This is a genomic window from Aromatoleum diolicum, assembly GCF_012910955.1.
In the GTDB taxonomy this organism is placed as follows: Bacteria; Pseudomonadota; Gammaproteobacteria; order Burkholderiales; family Rhodocyclaceae; genus Aromatoleum; species Aromatoleum diolicum.
In genome coordinates, this window is record NZ_WTVQ01000011.1 from 1 (window position 1) to 19,448 (window position 19,448).

Below are 19,448 nucleotides of genomic sequence, written 5' to 3' on the forward strand. Positions count from 1 at the left end.
GATTCGAAAGCCGCATCTGCTCCAGCCAGCCATCGCGCCCAAGCCGCATGGCCGCCTCAAGCGCCGCCCCGGGAGAGGAATCGCCGCCCAGCAGCGCGTCACGCCGGCGGACGTTGTCCTCAACCTGGAAAAACGTGTCCGGCCACTCCGCCAGCAGCTTGCCGTCCCGCACCAGTTCAGCGATCCGCTCGATGCGTGCCCCGTCGAGTCGCGTCACGGCGACGCCATTAAGCAACATCGCCGGTCCCTGATCGCCCATTCCGGAGCAGGAAGTGGTATCAACGCTGACCACGCCGTCGGACGAGACCCGCCCAGGCTCGAGCCCCAGCCGGCTGCATAAGTCGTCCATCAGGCGACGGCTTCCGAGCATGCGGTCCGTAATATTGTCGGAAAAGAGAATGCGGTAGCGCCCGACGGGCTCGGTATGGAGGAAGCTGTAGAAACCAGCCACCCCTTCAACCCGCGCCCGTGGCAGACCCAGCAGACCCGCAATACGCGTCAGTGACACCGCCGGCAGATAGCCAATGGCGTCCTGCGTTTCGATGAGAATCTGCAGCAGCTGCGAAGGCTCACGCCGGTGGCGCTCAACCGTCTGTGCTGCGATCCGTTCAGCATCGTGCATAAGCGAACTCCGGCGCAACCTCTATGCCATGATTCTAGCAGCAACGCACGACGGGCCCCCTGCTGACCAAGTGACAATTTTTTTGCTTATCGCTGGGGGTCGCTCTCACCGATCTTTCCCATTGTGCGTCCCGAAGCCCTTGCGCCACGGGCCTTTGCGGCCGATCGCCTACGACATCAGCGCTACTAAATATAGTGATTAAATGAGCATTGACATACCGAGAAAAACATTAACTTATTGTTATTTATCACTTTTATTTTTTTGCAAAAACAAGTACCACGAGCTATTCTTCGATCCGAACAATCCACCACCGAACGGACCCACAACAAGACCATGAGCACGACGATCCATCATCAGGCAAAGGGTAAGGCCGACGCTTCGACACTCGCGCCGCAAGAGATCTCCGGCGAAGTTCTCCTCGAGAAATACGCCAAGGGCGACGAACAGACGGTTGGTGCGGTGCGCGCGCGCGTGGCCCGCGCGCTCGCCGCGGTCGAAGCGGAAGACAAGCGCGCCCACTGGGAAGCCAAGTTCCTCGAAGCCCAGGAAAAGGGCTTCGTTCCCGCCGGCCGCATCAACAGCGCCGCCGGAACCAAACTTCAGGCGACGCTCATCAACTGCTTCGTCCAGCCGGTCGGTGACTCCGTTTCCGAGGCCGTCGACGGCCGTCCGGGCATCTATACTGCGCTCGCTCAAGCCGCCGAAACCATGCGCCGTGGTGGTGGCGTCGGTTACGACTTTTCCAGCATCCGTCCGAAGGGCGCGCTGGTGAAGGGCACGCTGTCGAATGCCTCCGGGCCGGTGTCCTACATGCGCGTGTTCGATCGTTCGTGCGAAACCGTCGAATCGGCCGGCGCCCGCCGCGGCGCGCAGATGGGCGTACTGCGCTGCGACCACCCCGACATCGAGGAATTCATCCACGCCAAGGATCATGGTGACCTGACCAATTTCAACATTTCGGTCGGCGTCACCGATGCCTTCATGAAGGCCGTCGACGTCAATACCGACGTCGAACTGGCACACAAGGCCGAACCGATTGACGAACTCAAAGCCGCCGGCGCCTACCAGCGCGACGACGGCCTGTGGGTCTACCGCAAACTGCCCGCCCGCGAACTGTGGGACCAGATCATGCGCTCGACCTACGACCACGCCGAACCCGGCATCCTGTTCCTCGATCGCATGAACCAGGACAACAACCTCTACTACTGCGAGACGATCGAGGCCACCAACCCCTGCGCCGAGCAGCCCCTGCCCCCCTATGGCTGCTGCGACCTGGGCTCGATCAACCTGACGCCCTTCATCAAGCACCCCTTCACCGACAAGGCGGAATTCGATTACGCAGGCTTCGGCAAGGTCGTCGACGTTGCGATCCGAATGCTCGACAACGTGCTCGACGTCACCCACTGGCCGCTCGAACAGCAGGAAAACGAAGCCCAGTCGAAGCGTCGCGTCGGCCTCGGCTTCACCGGTTTGGGTGACGCGCTCATCATGCTGTGCAAGCGTTACGACACTGCAGAAGCGCGTACCGTCGCCACCAAGATCTCCGAATACATGCGCGACCGCGCCTACCTTGCGTCGATCGAACTCGCCAAGGAGCGCGGCGCCTTCCCGCTGTTCAACTCCGACCTCTACCTATCCGGAGGCAACTTCGCCTCGCGTCTGCCGGCCGAGGTCAAGGACAAGATCCGCAAGCACGGCCTGCGCAACTCGCACCTGCTATCGATCGCCCCCACCGGCACGATTTCGCTAGCCTTTGCCGACAACGCCTCGAACGGCATCGAACCGCCCTTCTCCTATACCTACACACGCCGCAAACGCATGGCCGACGGCACCTACAAGGAATACGCCGTCGAAGACTACGCATGGCGTCTCTTTAAGCATATCGGCGGCAACGTCGACGCCCTGCCGCTCTACTTCGTCACCGCGCTGGAGATCTCCGCGCAGGCACACAAGGACATGGTCGCCGCAGTGGCGCCCTTCGTCGACACGTCCATATCCAAAACCGTGAACGTCCCCGAAGACTACCCCTACACGGAATTCGAAGACCTTTACCTGTCCGCGTGGAAAGCCGGCCTCAAGGGCCTGGCCACCTATCGTCCCAACTCGGTGCTCGGCTCGGTACTGTCGGTGACTCCATCGACCGAACAGAAGAAACCGCAGGATGTAGAACTTTCCGGCCCGAACAAGCGCCTGTCGATCAAGAGCCTGCCTGCGCCGGTACTGTCCAGCCTGCGCTGGCCCGGCCGCCCGGAACTCCCCGACGGCAATCCCGCGTGGACCTACATGCTCGGCACCCCCCAAGGAGAGTTCGCACTGTTCGTCGGCCACATCGAGAACAACGGCCCCTGCGGCTTCCCCTTCGAAGTCTGGGTCAACGGCGCCGACCAGCCCCGCGGCCTCGGCGCGGTCGCCAAGACACTGTCAATGGACATGCGCGCCAACGACCACGGCTGGCTCAAACTGAAACTCGAAACCCTGGCCAGGACCATCGGCGAAAAGTCCTTCGAAATGCCCTTTCCCCCACATGGCGAGAAGAAGCTCTTCCCCGGCGTCGTCTCCGCGTTTGCCCAGGTTGTCCGCTACCGCTGCGAAAAACTCGGCGCGTTCGATGTCGAAGCCCCCACCCCGGTGCTCGACACGCTCTTCAGCCTGCAGGAACCCAAGACCGGCACCGATGGCACCCTATCCTGGACCGTCGACATCCAGAACCCGGCCACCGGTGAAGACTTCGTGCTCGGACTGAAGGAAATCACCCTGCCGGCGCAGGACGATTTTTCGGTCGGCCTCACCCGTCCCTACTCGGTATGGCTGTCCGGCAACTACCCGCGCGCGTTGGACGGCCTCACCCGCATCCTGTCGCTCGATATGCGCGTCATGGACCCGGCGTGGGTCGGCATGAAACTGCGCAAGTTGCTGAATTATCCGGAACCGCTGGGTGACTTCATGGCTTTCGTACCGGGAACCAAGCGCCAGCAGAACTACCCCAGCACCGTCGCGTACATCGCCCAGCTCATCATCCATCGCTATGCAATGCTCGGCGTGCTCGATGAAAAAGGTTATCCCGTACGTGAAATGGGCATCCTCGAAGCCCCGCGCGAAACCAGCGACCCGAAGGTAATGCAGGGTGGCTTGTGCACCGAATGCGGCAACTATTCGGTGATCCGCAAGGATGGCTGCGACTTCTGCACCGCCTGCGGTGCCGTCGGCACCTGCGGTTAAGCGTCCCAGCACTGCGGCGTCCGCCAGGATGCCGCAGCTAGAATAAAAAACGCGAACCTGAAAACGGTTCGCGTTTTTTTGTCTGTTGAGCCGGGGGCCCCGTTACGATATCAATTGCATCAAACGATAACGGAACACCAATTCGCGCGCGAAAGACCCATTTCAGCCATCCTTACCCCATTCCCGGGATACGCGCTTATTTTTCCTCACTCTGCTTGATCGACAAACCGAGTGCCGGCAGGCCACGAAACAGCGCAACGATAGTTTTGGCGTCGGTGATCTCGCCTTTGTGGACAGCGCTCATGACCTCGTCCACCGAGAAGCTCACAATCTCAAGAAACTCCCCTTCATCCAGCGCATCCCCCACATGCGTCAGCTCACGCGCAAGGAATATCTCGATTCGCTCGTCCGAGTACCCGATACACGGGTGCATTACACCAAGGTACTGCCACTCGACAGCTTCATAGCCAGTCTCTTCGCGCAACTCACGCTGAGCACAGGCCAACAGATCCTCGCCTGCGTCGATCTTGCCAGCAGGGAGTTCCAGAAATGCGCGGCGAAGCGGGTAACGGAACTGGCGTTCGAATAATAGTCGTCCGTCCGGCAGAACCGCGAGGACGACCACCGCACCCGGATGGCAGATGTACTCACGGACGGATTCATTACCGTCGGGAAGCGTAACCCGGTCCCGACGGACCTTTAGCAGGACACCATCGTAGACCGGGGCAGAATCGAGCTGGATCTCTTCGAGCGGATCCCGCTCAGAGCGAGGCGAGGAGCGCATAGGCGCAAAGCGACATCAAACCTTGGGGAAGCAGGCCAAGCACCGCAATTGCAAGTCCGTTGGCCGACAGAAGCACCCGGAGTTCCCCCGGAGCGGAAATCGGTGCCGTATCGACAGGCTCATCGAAGTACATGACTTTCACGATGCGCAAGTAGTAGAACGCGCCAATCACCGACATGAGCACCGCCAGCACCGCCAGCCAGACGTAGCCGGCAGCGACCACAGCCTGCAACACTGAGAGCTTCGCGAAGAAACCAATGAAAAAGGGGATGCCCGCCATCGAGAACATCACGATCATCATCAGCGCCGCAAACCACGAGTTGCGCTTGTTCAGCCCTTTGAAATCATCGATGTTCTCGGCTTCGAATCCGGCACGCGACAGCAGAATCACCATACCGAACGAGGCAAGGCTCATGATTACGTAGGACACGGCGTAGAACATTGCCGAGCTATATGCATTAAGCGCGAAATTCCGATCCCCGTCGACCACACCGGAAAGCAAACCGAGCAATACGAAACCCATGTGGGAAATACCGGAATACGCCAGCATGCGCTTGATGTTGGTCTGGGCAATCGCTGCAAGGTTGCCAAGCACGATCGAAAGCACCGACAGGAACATCAGCATCGACTGCCACTGGTCCGCAAGTTCGAACAGGCCGTACACCAACACACGCATCGTCATCGCAAATGCAGCGAGTTTGGGCGCCGAAGAAATCATCAGCGTAACCGCCGTCGGTGCGCCGTGATACACGTCAGGAACCCACATGTGGAACGGCACAACGCCCAACTTGAACGCGAGCCCGGCCAGCATGAATACAAGGCCGAAAACCAGCACGGTCTTGTTCGCTGCTTGATGATAGATCGACTGCGCGATCCCCGAGAGCTCAAGGCTGCCAGTCGCACCATAAATCATCGACATTCCGTACAACAGAAGACCCGACGCGAGCGCACCGAGAACGAAGTACTTCATCGCCGCTTCAGTCGAACGCGCCGACTCGCGATCGAACGCCACCATGCCGTACAGAGACAGGGACATCATCTCAAGGCCCATATACAGCGACAGCATGTGATTAGCACTGATCATCACCATCATGCCGAGGGTCATCAGCAGCGACAGCAAGTAGTACTCCGGACGATTGATCTTCCGGTCAGCAAGATAGCCGCGGCCATAGAGCAGCGCGACACCGACCGCAAGTAGCGAAAACACCTTCAGCAGTCCGCCCAGCATGTCACCGATGAACATGCCGTTAAAGGTCGCAACCACTTCGTTGGCCGCATACCCTTCGGACAAGCCCATCAGCACTTCAGCCAGCCGAACCCCGAACAGGGGTACTTCCGAAATGACAGCCGCCACCGCCGCCAGGAGGTTCGGGCTCACGAGGACGGTGACGCATGCCGCAAGTACCAGCGTGAGCTGAGTAAGTCCGTACGCAAGATCGCTGGCAATTCTGCGTGCGAACGTCGACGCCAGCATGATCACCAGTGCCATCACTGCGACGAGGATCTCGGCCGCTGCGGGGTAGAAGTCGGGGACAACGAAATTCATCTTCTGACCAGTCCGAAAAAGTGTCTCGCCCGCTCGCTCAGAGCTTGCTTACGGCAACATGCCGCAGTAGTTCATTGACCGAAGCATGCATCACCTCGGTGAAGGGGAAGGGATACAGACCCATTGCCATCACGCAGAGCGCAAGGATGCCAAGGAATGCAAACTCGCGGGCGCCGATGTCGTCAAGCTGCGCCACATGATCGTTACCGATCACCCCAAACACCACCCGCTTGTACATCCACAACGTATAAGCGGCCCCCAGGATCAACGTCGACGCTGCCGCAAATGCAACCCAGAAGTTGAACTGCACCGCTCCCAGGACGACCATGAATTCACCCACAAACCCGCTCGTGCCCGGAAGGCCGGCGTTCGCCATTGCGAACAGCATGAAGAAGGCGGCGAACTTCGGCATCGTCTTCACCACACCACCGTAATCAGCGATGTTGCGGGTGTGCATGCGATCGTAGAGCACGCCAATGCAGAGGAACATCGCCCCCGACACAAAGCCGTGCGAAATCATCTGCACCAGCGCGCCCTCCATACCAACAACATTGAACATGAAGAAGCCGAGGGTCACGAAACCCATGTGCGAAATCGACGAATATGCGACCAACTTCTTCATGTCGGTCTGCGCAAGGGCCACAAAACCGATATAGACGACCGCAATCAGCGACAGGGCGATCATCATCGGCGCCATCGCCTGGGCCGCGTCGGGAACGATGGGTAGCGAAAACCGCAGAAAGCCATAGGCACCGAGCTTCAGCGCAATTGCTGCCAGGACAACCGAACCGCCTGTAGGCGCTTCAACGTGTGCATCGGGCAACCAGGTATGCACCGGCCACATCGGCACCTTTACCGCAAAGGCTACGAGGAATGCCCAGAAGATTAATGTCTGCGCGGGCATCGCAAGCGGCAGCTTGTGCCAATCGAGAATATTGAAGCTACCGCCGGCCTCCATGAAGAGGTACAGCAGAGCCACCAGCATCATCAACGAACCAACCAGCGTGTAAAGGAAGAACTTGATCGCTGCGTAGACCCGATTCGCGCCACCCCAAATGCCGATGACCAGGTACAAGGGAATCAAGGAGGCCTCGAAGAACACGTAAAACAGAATCCCGTCCAGCGCCGAGAAGATACCGTTCATCAATCCCGACATGATCAGAAACGCTGCCATGTACTGGGCAACCTTCTCCTGAATTACCTGCCATCCCGCGATAACCACAATAATGGTAATGAACGCATTAAGCAGCACGAACAGTACCGAGATTCCGTCAACGCCCAAGTGGTAGTTGATGTTGAACCGCGGAATCCACGGCAGGAATTCCGAAAACTGCATGGCGCTGGTGCTCGCATCGAACAGCAGGAACAGCGGCACCGTCACCGCAAAACCGGCGAGCGCAATGAACATCGCAAGCGAGCGCGCCAACGGCGCATTGCGATCCGAACCGGTTGCTAGTACGAGCAACCCACCCAGGATCGGTATCCAGATCGCGAGGCTGAGGAATGGCATACCCGTCATCGTTACTTTCCGTTCAGTGCGCCAGCAATCGACGCGCGTTTATCGTTATTCACTGTTCGATCCACCTGTTCAACCGAGGTTGAACCAGAAGGTCAGAAGGATGAAGACACCAATGATCATCGCGAAGGCATATTGGTACAGATGTCCCGTCTGGAAAAGACGACTGATCTGAGCAACCCACCCGACCAGCTTCGCCGTCCCGTTCACTGCCATGCCGTCGATAATGGTTTGATCGCCAACCTTCCACAGCCCCTTGCCCAGCATCCGCGAACCACCGGCGAAGACGATCTCGTTAAAGCGATCGAAGAAATACTTGTTCTCGAGAAGAGCATGCACAGGGCTAAAGGTGCGCTGGATCGCAGCCGGAATGTCGGGACGGACCATGTAGAAGAACCACGCCACGGCGACCCCACTCATCGCCAACCAGAACGGAGCCGTCTGGAGACCGTGCAATGCCATGCCGACTGGCCCGTGGAAAGTTGCAGCGAGTTCGGCCAAGCCGACATGGTTTGCCCCAACGTGGATCGCATCCTTGAACCATCCGCCAAACAACATCGGTTCAATCGTGAAGAACCCGATCACGACTGAGGGAATCGCGAGCAGGATCAGCGGCAACGTGACAACCCAAGGCGACTCGTGCGGTTTCTGACCCGGAGCAAGACCGTGATGATGATCCGACGAGACTTCCTCATCATCGTGATCGCCCTCATGGTCATGATGCCCGCCGTTGTCCTGTCCGAAACGCTCCTTCCCGTGGAAGACCAGGAAGTACATCCTGAACGAGTAGAACGCGGTGACGAACACCCCCGCCATCACGCAGAACAAGGCATAGCCTGCACCCGGGATGCTTGAGGCATGGACGGCCTCGATAATCGAGTCCTTGGAATAGAACCCGGCAAAGAACGGAAAACCAATTAGCGCCAGCGATCCGAGCAGAGACGTCATCCAAGTGATCGGCATGTACTTCCACAGACCGCCCATGTTGCGCATATCTTGATCATGGTGCATACCAATGATCACAGAACCGGCACCGAGGAAAAGCAAGGCCTTGAAGAAAGCATGCGTCATCAGGTGAAACACCGCTGCCGAATATGCAGAAACACCCAGGGCGACAGTCATGTAACCGAGCTGCGACAGGGTCGAATACGCAACGACGCGCTTGATATCGTTCTGAACAATGCCCAGGAAACCCATGAACAGCGCCGTAGTGGCCCCGATCACCAGAACAAACGACAGGGCAGTATCCGAGAGCTCGAATAGCGGTGACATGCGCGCGACCATGAAGATGCCCGCCGTCACCATTGTCGCGGCGTGAATCAGCGCGGAAATCGGCGTCGGACCTTCCATCGAGTCCGGCAACCAGACATGAAGCGGAACTTGCGCCGACTTGCCCATTGCACCGATAAACAGGCAAATGCAGATCGCCGTGATCAACGGCCAGCCCGTCACAGCCATCTCCTGCGCCGCAAGTGCGCCGCCTTGCGCGAACACCTCGGAATAGTTGAGGCTTCCGGTATAGGCCGCGATCAAACCGATACCAAGCAAGAAACCGAAGTCACCAACCCGGTTGACCAGGAAAGCCTTCAGGTTTGCATAAATCGCGGTCGGACGTTCATACCAGAAACCGATCAGGAGATATGAAACGAGACCAACCGCCTCCCAGCCGAAAAACAGCTGCAGGAAGTTGTTGGACATCACCAGCATCAGCATCGAGAAGGTAAACAGCGAGATATAGCTGAAAAACCGCTGATAACCGGGATCCTCGTGCATATAACCGATCGTGTAAATGTGCACCATCAGGGACACAAACGTCACGACCAGCATCATCATCACCGTCAAAGGATCGATCAGGAAGCCGACCTCGAAGGTTAGGTTGCCGCTCGTCATCCATGTATATAAGGTACCGTTGAAACTATTTCCGGCCTGCACATCCTGATAGATCACCACGGACGCTGCGAACGCGATTGCCACGCCAAGAATGGTGACGATGTGCGCGCCGGCACGACCAATCGTCCTGCCGAACAGTCCAGCAAGAATGGCCCCCGCCAGCGGCGCCAGCGGTACCAGGAGATAGAGTTTTTGCATATCCGTCATCGAGACGCTTCCTTAACCCTTGAGGCTGTCCAGATCATCAACGTGAATCGTCCGCAGATTGCGGAAGAGCACCACCAAAATCGCGAGACCAATCGCCGATTCTGCTGCTGCCACGGTGAGGATGAAGAAAACAAAAATCTGTCCGGCCAGATCGCCCAGATAGTGCGAAAACGCCACGAAATTGAGATTGACGGCGAGCAGCATCAACTCAATCGCCATCAGCAGCACGATAAGGTTTTTCCGATTCAGGAAAATCCCGACCACGCTGATCGCGAACAGGATCGCGCCCAGAATGAGGTAGTGGGAAAGCGAAAGCATCTATGACTCCCTGAGTGCACCGATCCGCAAGGGACCGGCACAGTTCTTATTCTTTCTCGGCGGGCATCGAAACGAGTTCGACACGATCGCCACGCTTGACCGAAACCTGCTCGGACGGGTTCAGATAACGAACACCCTTGCGCTTACGTAGTGTCAACGTCACCGCAACGACCATCGCAACCAGCAGCAGAAGTGAGGCAAGTTCAAACGGATATACGTAATCCGTGTAAAGCAACCGCCCCAATTCTCGAGTATTGCTGTAACCCGCCTGAACCGCCGGAGGTTCGGGCATTGCCTCCAGCCCGAAGTACCGCCCACCCAAGACAAGAGTCATTTCGACAACAAGCAGGACACCAATCAGTGCGCCGACGGGGAGGTAACTCCAGAATCCTTCGCGCAGCCGATCAATGTTGATATCCAGCATCATGACCACGAAAAGGAACAGCACCATGACTGCCCCCACGTAGACCATGACCAAAACAATCGCCAGGAACTCCGCGGCAAGCAATAGCCAGATCCCGCCCGCAGTGAAGAAGGACAGCACCAAGAACAATGCTGCATGCACCGGATTGCGTGCAGTAATAACTCTCAACGCGGCGAACACCATGATCGCGGAGAGAATGTAGAAAACGAAGGTCTTGAAATCCATGCTCTTATCTGTGGCGCCCGAAGGCGTCCTCCCTTAGCGATACTTGGAGTCGGCTTCCCGGTCGGCGGAAATCTGCGCTTCGTAACGGTCCCCCACCGCCAGCAGCATCTGCTTGGTGTAATGGAGATCGCCACGTTGTTCGCCGTGATATTCGAGAACGCGCGTTTCGACAATCGCATCCACCGGACATGCCTCCTCGCAAAAGCCGCAGAAGATGCACTTCGTCAGATCAATATCGTAGCGAGTCGTACGGCGTGATCCATCATCGCGCTGATCCGACTCGATGGTAATCGCCATTGCAGGGCAGATAGCTTCACACAACTTGCATGCAATACATCGCTCTTCCCCATTCGGGTAACGACGCAACGCGTGCAGGCCACGGAATCGCGGGCTCTGAGGAGTCTTCTCCTCGGGAAACTGCACCGTGATCTTGCGTGCAAAAAAGTGACGCCCGGTCAGCGCCATGCCCTTTATCAGTTCCTTGAGGAACAGGCTACCGATGTAATCCTTGGCACCCATCTTCAGCCTCTCACTTCCAGATCGACAGCGGCGACATCATCCACACCGCCACCACAATCACCCATACGAGGGTGATGGGAATAAACACCTTCCAGCCCAACCGCATGATGTGGTCGTACCGGAAACGCGGGAAAGTTGCACGCGCCCAAAGGAACAGGAACAGAATGAACGCGGTCTTCAGCGCCAGCCAGTGGAACCCATCCGGAATCCCCCCAACCGGCGATAGCCAACCGCCGAGGAACAGCACGGATGTCATTGTGGAAACAAGGAACATGTTCGCGTATTCAGCGAGGAAGAACAGCGCGAACGTCATCCCGGAATACTCGACCATGTGACCGGCGACCACTTCCGACTCGCCTTCCACAACGTCGAACGGCGCACGATTGGTCTCGGCAATGCCCGAAATCAGGAACACCACAAACATCGGAAAGAGTGGCACCCAGTTCCACGAGAAAACCGACAGTCCCATCTCATGGAATCGGCCTTCACCCTGCGAATTGACGATGTCCGTCAGATTCAAGCTCGCCGAAATCATGAGCACGCAGATCAGAGCGAAGCCCATCGCCACTTCGTATGAAACCATTTGTGCGGCTGCACGCATCGATCCCAGGAACGGATACTTCGAGTTCGACGCCCAACCGGCAATGATCACCCCATATACTTCCATCGACGTGATCGCCAACAGGAACAGCAGTCCTGCATTGACGTTGGCGAGAACCATTCCGTCGTCGAACGGCACCACCGCCCATGCGGCCAGCGAAGGCGCTATCGCGAGAATTGGACCAAGGATGAACAATCCCTTGCTCGCCCCCGACGGAACGATGATTTCCTTAAACAGGAGCTTCATGCCGTCGGCAATCGGCTGCAAAAGTCCCATCGGGCCTACACGGTTGGGGCCAATACGGACCTGCATGTAACCAATGACTTTGCGCTCTGCCAAGGTCAAATAGGCCACACCGATCATCAAGGGCGCGATGATTGCGACGATCTTAGCCAGCGTCCAAACCGCCGGCCAGACTGGGCCGAAAAACTGTGCCACGGGTTCCAGCATAGCTTCCATCAGACACGCTCCACGCTGATTTGGCCGCACATTGCACCGAGCACGGCTGTTGCAGGATGTGCTGCGGCAACGCGAACGCAATTTGCCGCAACCGTGTCGTCCGCGACGATTTCGAGCTCTGCCGCCGCTGCACCCTGCTTCAGGCGCACGCGCGCTCCCGACGGGACGCCCAACGCTGCCAGTGTCACACTACTGGCCCGAACAGCAGGAGCCCTTGCATCACGAGTCTTCTGCAGGGACGCCGCGCGCCTAACCAGCGGATCTCCTGCATAGATCGGCACGTCGCTCACGCGCTCAAGAGCGTCGGTGTGCTGAACACTATAGGCGAACGCCATCCCGGCGATACATGCGGAAAGGCGCGGAGCAATCTCTGCGCCAAGAACCTCTGCCGCCACCGCTTCCGAATCGTTTTGATCAAATCCATCGAAGTCGAGAAGGTTACCCAGCACTCGCAGCACCTTCCAACCAGGACGCGTTTCACCCAGAGGACGAGCCACGGCGTTGAAATTTTGCGCTCGTCCCTCACAATTCACGAACGTGCCGGAGGTCTCTGTGAATGGAGCGATCGGTAGCAGCACATCCGCCGACGCAAGCAAGGCCGGTGATTTGAATGCCGACAACGCGACAACCAACGGCGCACTGCTCAGCACAGCCTGCGCTGCGATAGGATCAGCAAAATCCAGATCCGGTTCAGCATTCAGCAGCAGATAGGCCTTCCGCGGCTGCTCCAGCATTTGGCGTGCGTTAAGACCGCCGACGATCGGCAGCGCCTTGGCGAGATAGCCGCCAACGCTGTTCGCCGACTCGCCGATGACACCGAAGGTACCATCGGTCAACCGTGCGATTTCCTGCGCCAATAGTTGGATCTCGGTGGCCGCCTCATACTGGACGGCGAAGTTGCCCAACCACACGGCAACCTTCTTGCCGCTTGCCAGGCTCTGCGCAATCGCGCGGGCCTCGTCCGAAACTGTCGATGGCACAGCCATCGCTAGATGCTCCGAGACCTGGACACCCTTCTCGGCAGCCAAGGCCGATACCACCTGCAACAGCATCGGAACGATCGCAGAGGGCGCGACCAACGCCCGGTTCTTCACAGGCAAAAGCCATTCTTCGGCAACCGCGTTAATCGCGCTGACATGGAGCCCACGTTTTGCCGCCTGACGAACGCGTTGCGCGAGAAGCGGTGCATCCTTGCGCAGGAAACTGCCGATCACAAGCAGTCGATTCAATGCCGACACTTCTGCAATGGGCATACCCAGCCACGGCGCTCCTTGCCGGAAACTATCGGCACGAAAATCGCTTTGCCTCAGCCGGAAGTCGACGTTATCCGAACCAATGGCTCGCGTCAGCTTCTGAAGCAGGTGCAGTTCTTCAACGGTTGAGTGTCCTGACGCGAAGGCACCAATTGCAGCGGGACCGTTTTCCTTGGCCGCCTTGCGCAGCCCATTCGCAGCAAATTCAAGTGCCGACTGCCAATCAACCTGTTTCCACGCGCCATCCTGCTTGAGCATCGGCACGGTGAGTCGATCGTCGCTATTGAGGCCTTCATACGAGAAGCGATCCTTGTCGGACAGCCAGCACTCGTTGATTTCGTCATTCTCCATCGGAAGGACACGCTTCACCACATCGTGCTTAACCTGGACGATCAGGTTCGCGCCCAGCGAGTCATGCGGACTGATCGACTTGCGCCGTGACATCTCCCAGGTGCGCGCTGAAAACCGGAATGGCTTCGAGGTCAAGGCACCAACCGGGCACAGGTCGATGATGTTACCGGACAGCTCCGAATCAACCGTTTTTTCAACGAAAGGCATGATCTGCGCATGCTCGCCGCGGAAAGCCTGTCCAAGCTCCATTTCCCCAGCGATCTCAGTCGTAAAACGCACACAACGGGTACAGTTGATGCACCGCGTCATATCAGTAGACACCAGCGGACCGAGATTCTTGTTGAGAACGACCCGCTTTTCTTCTTCATAGCGGGACTGGCTACCGCCATACCCAACCGCAAGGTCCTGCAACTGGCATTCTCCGCCCTGATCACAGATCGGGCAGTCGAGCGGGTGATTGACCAGCAGAAACTCCATCACGCCTTTCTGGGCTTTGATGGCCTGCTCGGAACGAGTCCACACCTTCATGCCGTTTGTCACCGGCGTGGCGCAAGCCGGAAGCGGCTTCGGCGCTTTCTCGACCTGCACCAGGCACATGCGGCAACTGGCAGCAATCGAGAGTTTTTTGTGATAACAGAAGTGCGGGATGAAAGCACCGATCTTGGTGGCAGCATCCATGATGGTGCTGCCATCCTCGACCGTTACCTGCTTGCCGTCGATTTCGATCTCTAGCATCACGGTCTCACGTAAATTTGACTGCCTTGGTACTGAACCTCAGGCGGCACCAGACATTTCTTGTTTTCGATGTGGTACTGAAACTCGGAACCGAAGTGCTTAATGAAACTTTGCACCGGCATCGACGCGGCATCACCCAGCGCGCAAATGGTGCGCCCCATGATGTTGCCGGTCACCGAGTTGAGCAGATCAAGATCATCAGGCCGTCCGAGACCGTGCTCGATGCGATGAACGACCCGATACAGCCAGCCGGTTCCTTCACGACACGGTGTGCATTGTCCGCATGATTCCTCAAAATAGAAATACGACAGCCTCTCAAGTGCCTTCACCATGCAAGTCGTTTCATCCATGACGATCACCGCACCTGAGCCAAGCATAGAACCTGCTTTGGAGATGGAGTCATAGTCCATCGTGCAGTCCATCATCACACCCCCCGGCAGCACCGGCGCCGACGAACCACCCGGAATCACCGCCTTGAGTTTGCGCCCGCCGCGCATGCCACCCGCCATTTCCAACAATTCGGCAAATGGCATACCCATCGGAACCTCGAAATTCCCAGGGCGATTCACGTGACCCGACACGGAGAACAGCTTGGTACCGCCGTTATTGGGCTTCCCAAGATTCAGGAATCCTTCACCCCCCATGTTGATGATGAACGGGACCGACGCAAACGTTTCGGTGTTGTTGATCGTTGTCGGCTTGCCATAAAGACCGTAGCTCGCAGGGAAAGGCGGCTTAAAGCGCGGCTGACCCTTCTTCCCCTCGATCGACTCGAGCAGCGCGGTCTCTTCACCACAGATATAGGCACCGTAACCGTGATGTGCGAACAGATCGAACGAAAAATCGGACCCCAGAATGTTCTGGCCGAGAAGGCCGCCAGCACGGGCCTCTTCGAGCGCATCTTCAAATCGCTGGTATACGTCGAAAATTTCGCCGTGAATGTAGTTGTAACCCCGCTCACAGCCCATCGCATAGGCGGCAATTGTCATACCCTCGATAACGGCATGAGGGTTGTAACGCAGAATATCGCGATCCTTGAATGTACCCGGCTCGCCCTCATCAGAGTTGCATGCCAGATACTTGGCACCAGGAAACGACCGCGGCATGAAGCTCCATTTCAGCCCAGTAGGAAACCCCGCGCCTCCGCGACCGCGGAGCGACGACGCCTTCAATTCCGCAATGATCGTTTCTGGCGGAATTTTTTCCGCGATGATCTTTTTGAGCGCGGAATACCCACCTCGCGCGACGTAGTCGTGCAACCCCCAAGTACGGTCGCCGTCAAGTCCGGCGAGAATCAGTCCGCTTGCGCTCATTTGCTTTCAAGCTCCGCCAGCATCTGGTCGATTTTTTCCTTGGTCATCCAGCTGCACATCCGATGATTGTTCACCAGCATCACCGGCGCATCACCGCAAGCCCCCATGCATTCGCCTTCCTTGAGGGTGAACATTCCGTCCGGCGTAGTCTCGTTAAAACCGATACCAAGCTTTTCCTTGAGGTATTCACCGGCATGAACACCGCCCGAAAGCGCACAAGGCAAATTCGTACAGACGGTAATCTTGTGTCGCCCAATCGGCTCGAGGTCGTACATGTTGTAGAAGCTCGCGACCTCGTATGCCGCAATTGCAGGCATTCCAAGATAACCAGCAACGAACTCGATAACTTCCTTCGGCAACCACCCCTTCTCGACCTGCGCGATACGCAGCGCCGACATAACCGCCGACTGCTTCTGATCGTGGGGATACTTGGCGATCTCGCGATCAATCTGTTGTAGCGATTCGTGACTCAGCATTTCGTACTCGTCTTCCCGGTTTGCCTGCCGCCGTATGTTATCCGGATAGTTCAGCGGTCAATTTCGCCAAACACGATATCCATCGTACCGATGATCGCAACCACGTCCGCGATCATGTGCCCGCGCGCGATTTCGTCCATGGCCGCAAGATGCGCAAAACCGGGCGCCCTGAGCTTGAGACGATACGGCTTGTTGGCGCCGTCAGACACGGCGTACACGCCGAACTCGCCTTTGGGATGCTCGACCGCAGCGTAAACTTCGCCGCTCGGCACGTGCATCCCTTCGGTAAAGAGTTTGAAATGATGAATCAACTCTTCCATATTCGCTTTCATCCGCTCACGAGGTGGCGGTGCCACCTTGTGATTATCGGCGATGACCGGGCCTGGATTCTTGCGTAGCCAATCAATACACTGCTTGACGATGCGATTGGACTGGCGCATTTCCTCCATTCGGCACAAATAACGATCGTAACAATCGCCGTTCTTGCCGATAGGAATATCGAAATCGACTCGGTCATAAACTTCGTATGGCTGTTTCTTGCGCAAATCCCATGCAATCCCAGACCCGCGCAACATGGGCCCGGTGAATCCCCATGCTTTTGCCTGCTCCGGTGTGACCACGCCAATGCCGACGGTACGCTGCTTCCAGATTCTATTATCGGTCAGCAGCGTTTCGTAATCATCGCAGTAGCCCATAAAGCGGTTCGTGAAGTCTTCGAGAAAATCCAGCAAGGAACCCTGCCGGTTTTCATTCAACTGACGTACCGTATTGGCATTCTTGAACTTGTTAACCTCGTACTGCGGCATCCGGTCGGGAAGATCACGATAAACACCGCCCGGACGGTAGTACGCAGCATGCATCCGCGCGCCCGACACTGCCTCATAGGCATCCATCAGATCTTCACGCTCGCGGAAGGTGTATAACACCATCGTCATCGCGCCGATATCGAGCGCGTGAGTACCGATCCCGAGCAAATGGTTCAGTATCCGCGTAATTTCATCGAACATTACGCGGATGTACTGGGCACGCAGAGGAACCTCGAGACCTAGAAGGCGCTCGATCGCCATGCAATAGGCATGCTCGTTACACATCATCGAAACGTAGTCGAGTCGATCCATGTACGGCACGGATTGTACCCACGTGCGCGTTTCGGCGAGCTTCTCGGTGCCTCGATGGAGCAGACCAATATGCGGGTCCGCACGCTCGACCACTTCGCCATCAAGCTCCAGCACGAGACGAAGCACGCCATGCGCGGACGGATGCTGCGGCCCAAAGTTAATAGTGTAGTTACGAATCTCAGCCATGGCCGACATCCCCGTAATTCTCTTCGCGCACGATGCGCGGTGTATTTTCCCGCGGCTCAATGGTCACCGGCTGATACACAACCCTGCCCTGCTCGGCGTCGTAGCGCATTTCAACATAACCGGAGATCGGGAAATCCTTGCGGAACGGGTGCCCGACAAATCCATAATCGGTCAAAATACGCCGCAAATCCGGATGTCCGGCAAACATGATTCCGTATAGATCAAACGCTTCACGCTCATACCAGTTGGCACTAGGCCAAACACCAACGAGCGACTCAAGGACAGGAAAGCCGTCATCTTCCGCAAATGCGCGCAAGCGCAGCCGCCAGTTCTTGGATACGGAAAGAAGATGAACGGCGACCGCAAATCGCGCACCGACCCATACTCGATTCCCATATGCAGAGTAATCAAGCCCAGAAAGGTCGATCAACTCCTCGAAACACAAATCCCCATGATCGCGCAATTCCTGGGCAACCCCAAGATAATCCTCTGCCGCAACTTCGATGGTCACTTCGCCGCGATCGAGCACAATTGATCGCAACCTATCCCCCAAAACCGTTTGAAGGGATTGACTCAAAAGTTCGAGTTTCGCACTCATAAATGAACCACCCATTACCGCGCTATGGTGTTCGTGCGCTTGATCTTGTTTTGCAGCTGAATAATGCCGTACAGCAATGCTTCGGCCGTCGGAGGACAACCAGGCACATAGACATCAACCGGGACAATTCGGTCACAACCCCTGACAACAGAATAGGAGTAGTGATAGTAACCACCACCGTTAGCACACGACCCCATTGAGATAACCCAGCGCGGCTCTGCCATCTGATCATAAACTTTGCGCAAAGCCGGAGCCATCTTATTGCAGAGCGTACCCGCCACAATCATCAAATCAGACTGCCGGGGGCTTGGCCGGAACACAACACCAAACCGGTCCAAGTCGTAGCGTGAACAGCCAGCATGGATCATTTCAACAGCACAACAAGCCAAACCGAAAGTCATCGGCCACAACGACCCTGTGCGCGTCCAGTTAATTACCGCATCAAGCGATGTAGTAACAAACCCTTCACGAAAGACGCCCTCAATACTCATGCATCACTCCCAGTCGAGCGCACCGTTCTTCCACTCGACGACATAGCCGATAACCAGAACGGCAATAAAAACCATTACCGAACCGAATACGAACCACGCAGCATCACCAGCCGCGATGAATTCCTGGAACACTGTCGCCCACGGAAACAAAAAGGCGATTTCAAGATCAAAGAGAATGAAAAGGATCGCGATGAGGTAGTAGCGCACATCAAACTTCATGCGCGCGTCTTCAAACGGCTCAAAACCACACTCATAAGGAGACTGCTTCTCAGTCCCCGGGCGATAAGGCGCGAGAACACGCCCTAGAATGACAGGCACAAGGCCAAAACCGAGACCTACCAGGATGAACATCAGGACAGGAAAGTAGTTTTCCAGCATTGCGTAACACCCCGTTTCAATAGCAGATTGTTTTATTGTTTTTAGAATCGCACAGCATGAAAACGCCCGCATTCGCGGGCGATTCAAAATTACTGGTGCCGACGGTGAGACTCGAACTCACACGGCTTTCGCCACCACCCCCTCAAGATGGCGTGTCTACCAATTTCACCACGTCGGCACGCTTGTTACAGCCAAAAAATTATACGACTTTTTCTGCAG

General features: G+C 57.0%; 17 protein-coding genes and 1 tRNA gene. 1 reads left to right on the forward strand and 17 read right to left on the reverse strand.

Going from position 1 to position 19,448, the window contains the following annotated elements; all coding sequences use genetic code 11:
* A partial coding sequence (locus GPA25_RS08285) for an NADH-quinone oxidoreductase subunit NuoE family protein (protein ID WP_169259911.1) occupies positions 1-622 on the reverse strand: 622 nt, incomplete at its 3' end.
* A gap of 333 nt (positions 623-955) precedes the next feature.
* Here GPA25_RS08285 and GPA25_RS08290 point away from each other — a divergent pair.
* Positions 956-3,841, forward strand: coding sequence for an adenosylcobalamin-dependent ribonucleoside-diphosphate reductase (locus GPA25_RS08290; protein WP_169259912.1), 2,886 nt, complete (start codon positions 956-958; stop codon positions 3,839-3,841).
* Positions 3,842-4,037: 196 nt separating this feature from the next.
* Here GPA25_RS08290 and GPA25_RS08295 read toward each other — a convergent pair whose 3' ends face one another.
* The 16 genes from GPA25_RS08295 to GPA25_RS08370 form a co-directional block, all read right to left on the reverse strand.
* Positions 4,038-4,625: an NUDIX domain-containing protein gene (locus GPA25_RS08295; RefSeq protein WP_169259913.1), complete on the reverse strand. Its 588-nt coding sequence runs from the start codon at positions 4,623-4,625 to the stop codon at positions 4,038-4,040.
* Positions 4,603-6,171: an NADH-quinone oxidoreductase subunit NuoN gene (gene nuoN, locus GPA25_RS08300; protein ID WP_169259914.1), complete on the reverse strand. Its 1,569-nt coding sequence runs from the start codon at positions 6,169-6,171 to the stop codon at positions 4,603-4,605. The genes GPA25_RS08295 and nuoN overlap by 23 nt, the downstream gene beginning before the upstream one ends.
* Positions 6,172-6,208: 37 nt before the next feature.
* Positions 6,209-7,690 carry an NADH-quinone oxidoreductase subunit M gene (locus GPA25_RS08305; RefSeq protein WP_169259915.1) on the reverse strand — a complete coding sequence of 494 codons (1,482 nt, stop codon included), beginning with the start codon at positions 7,688-7,690 and terminating at the stop codon, positions 6,209-6,211.
* A gap of 69 nt (positions 7,691-7,759) precedes the next feature.
* Complete coding sequence (gene nuoL, locus GPA25_RS08310) at positions 7,760-9,784, reverse strand: NADH-quinone oxidoreductase subunit L (RefSeq protein WP_169259916.1); 2,025 nt, start codon at positions 9,782-9,784, stop codon at positions 7,760-7,762.
* A 12-nt stretch (positions 9,785-9,796) separates the two neighbouring features.
* Positions 9,797-10,102: an NADH-quinone oxidoreductase subunit NuoK gene (gene nuoK, locus GPA25_RS08315; protein ID WP_018992227.1), complete on the reverse strand. Its 306-nt coding sequence runs from the start codon at positions 10,100-10,102 to the stop codon at positions 9,797-9,799.
* 46 nt (positions 10,103-10,148) lie between these two features.
* Complete coding sequence (locus GPA25_RS08320; RefSeq protein WP_169259917.1) at positions 10,149-10,751, reverse strand: NADH-quinone oxidoreductase subunit J; 603 nt, start codon at positions 10,749-10,751, stop codon at positions 10,149-10,151.
* Between the two features lie 33 nt (positions 10,752-10,784).
* Positions 10,785-11,270: an NADH-quinone oxidoreductase subunit NuoI gene (gene nuoI / locus GPA25_RS08325; protein WP_169259918.1), complete on the reverse strand. Its 486-nt coding sequence runs from the start codon at positions 11,268-11,270 to the stop codon at positions 10,785-10,787.
* A gap of 10 nt (positions 11,271-11,280) precedes the next feature.
* Positions 11,281-12,330: an NADH-quinone oxidoreductase subunit NuoH gene (nuoH, locus tag GPA25_RS08330; protein WP_169259919.1), complete on the reverse strand. Its 1,050-nt coding sequence runs from the start codon at positions 12,328-12,330 to the stop codon at positions 11,281-11,283.
* The gene (gene nuoG, locus GPA25_RS08335) at positions 12,330-14,669 is read right to left on the reverse strand and encodes an NADH-quinone oxidoreductase subunit NuoG (protein ID WP_169259920.1); all 2,340 of its coding nucleotides are present in this window, start codon (positions 14,667-14,669) and stop codon (positions 12,330-12,332) included. The genes nuoH and nuoG overlap by 1 nt, the downstream gene beginning before the upstream one ends.
* Positions 14,669-15,982 carry an NADH-quinone oxidoreductase subunit NuoF gene (nuoF, locus tag GPA25_RS08340; RefSeq protein ID WP_211163020.1) on the reverse strand — a complete coding sequence of 438 codons (1,314 nt, stop codon included), beginning with the start codon at positions 15,980-15,982 and terminating at the stop codon, positions 14,669-14,671. Before nuoF ends, nuoG begins: the two co-directional genes overlap by 1 nt.
* Positions 15,979-16,458, reverse strand: a complete 480-nt coding sequence (gene nuoE / locus GPA25_RS08345; protein ID WP_169259921.1) for an NADH-quinone oxidoreductase subunit NuoE — start codon at positions 16,456-16,458, stop codon at positions 15,979-15,981. Before nuoE ends, nuoF begins: the two co-directional genes overlap by 4 nt.
* Positions 16,459-16,508: 50 nt before the next feature.
* A complete protein-coding gene (locus GPA25_RS08350; RefSeq protein WP_169259922.1) occupies positions 16,509-17,762 on the reverse strand; it encodes an NADH-quinone oxidoreductase subunit D in 1,254 nt (417 codons plus the stop codon).
* Complete coding sequence (locus GPA25_RS08355; protein ID WP_169259923.1) at positions 17,755-18,360, reverse strand: NADH-quinone oxidoreductase subunit C; 606 nt, start codon at positions 18,358-18,360, stop codon at positions 17,755-17,757. The genes GPA25_RS08350 and GPA25_RS08355 overlap by 8 nt, the downstream gene beginning before the upstream one ends.
* Before the next feature lie 14 nt (positions 18,361-18,374).
* Positions 18,375-18,851: a NuoB/complex I 20 kDa subunit family protein gene (locus GPA25_RS08360; RefSeq protein WP_011765130.1), complete on the reverse strand. Its 477-nt coding sequence runs from the start codon at positions 18,849-18,851 to the stop codon at positions 18,375-18,377.
* Between the two features lie 3 nt (positions 18,852-18,854).
* Complete coding sequence (gene ndhC / locus GPA25_RS08365) at positions 18,855-19,229, reverse strand: NADH-quinone oxidoreductase subunit A (protein ID WP_169259924.1); 375 nt, start codon at positions 19,227-19,229, stop codon at positions 18,855-18,857.
* 93 nt (positions 19,230-19,322) lie between these two features.
* Positions 19,323-19,407, reverse strand: a tRNA-Leu gene (locus GPA25_RS08370).
* Positions 19,408-19,448 lie beyond the last annotated feature (41 nt).

Excerpts from the sequence above, each read along its gene's own strand:
- GPA25_RS08320 (WP_169259917.1), bottom strand. The coding sequence starts at position 10,751 with ATGGATTTCAAGACCTTCGTTTTCTACATTCTCTCCGCGATCATGGTG.
- GPA25_RS08350 (WP_169259922.1), bottom strand. The coding sequence starts at position 17,762 with ATGGCTGAGATTCGTAACTACACTATTAACTTTGGGCCGCAGCATCCG.
- GPA25_RS08290 (WP_169259912.1), top strand. The coding sequence starts at position 956 with ATGAGCACGACGATCCATCATCAGGCAAAGGGTAAGGCCGACGCTTCG.
- nuoN (WP_169259914.1), bottom strand. The coding sequence starts at position 6,171 with ATGAATTTCGTTGTCCCCGACTTCTACCCCGCAGCGGCCGAGATCCTC.
- GPA25_RS08295 (WP_169259913.1), bottom strand. The coding sequence starts at position 4,625 with ATGCGCTCCTCGCCTCGCTCTGAGCGGGATCCGCTCGAAGAGATCCAG.
- GPA25_RS08305 (WP_169259915.1), bottom strand. The coding sequence starts at position 7,690 with ATGACGGGTATGCCATTCCTCAGCCTCGCGATCTGGATACCGATCCTG.
- GPA25_RS08360 (WP_011765130.1), bottom strand. The coding sequence starts at position 18,851 with ATGAGTATTGAGGGCGTCTTTCGTGAAGGGTTTGTTACTACATCGCTT.
- nuoK (WP_018992227.1), bottom strand. The coding sequence starts at position 10,102 with ATGCTTTCGCTTTCCCACTACCTCATTCTGGGCGCGATCCTGTTCGCG.
- nuoE (WP_169259921.1), bottom strand. The coding sequence starts at position 16,458 with ATGCTGAGTCACGAATCGCTACAACAGATTGATCGCGAGATCGCCAAG.
- ndhC (WP_169259924.1), bottom strand. The coding sequence starts at position 19,229 with ATGCTGGAAAACTACTTTCCTGTCCTGATGTTCATCCTGGTAGGTCTC.
- nuoL (WP_169259916.1), bottom strand. The coding sequence starts at position 9,784 with ATGACGGATATGCAAAAACTCTATCTCCTGGTACCGCTGGCGCCGCTG.
- GPA25_RS08355 (WP_169259923.1), bottom strand. The coding sequence starts at position 18,360 with ATGAGTGCGAAACTCGAACTTTTGAGTCAATCCCTTCAAACGGTTTTG.
- nuoH (WP_169259919.1), bottom strand. The coding sequence starts at position 12,330 with ATGGAAGCTATGCTGGAACCCGTGGCACAGTTTTTCGGCCCAGTCTGG.
- nuoI (WP_169259918.1), bottom strand. The coding sequence starts at position 11,270 with ATGGGTGCCAAGGATTACATCGGTAGCCTGTTCCTCAAGGAACTGATA.
- nuoG (WP_169259920.1), bottom strand. The coding sequence starts at position 14,669 with ATGCTAGAGATCGAAATCGACGGCAAGCAGGTAACGGTCGAGGATGGC.
- nuoF (WP_211163020.1), bottom strand. The coding sequence starts at position 15,982 with ATGAGCGCAAGCGGACTGATTCTCGCCGGACTTGACGGCGACCGTACT.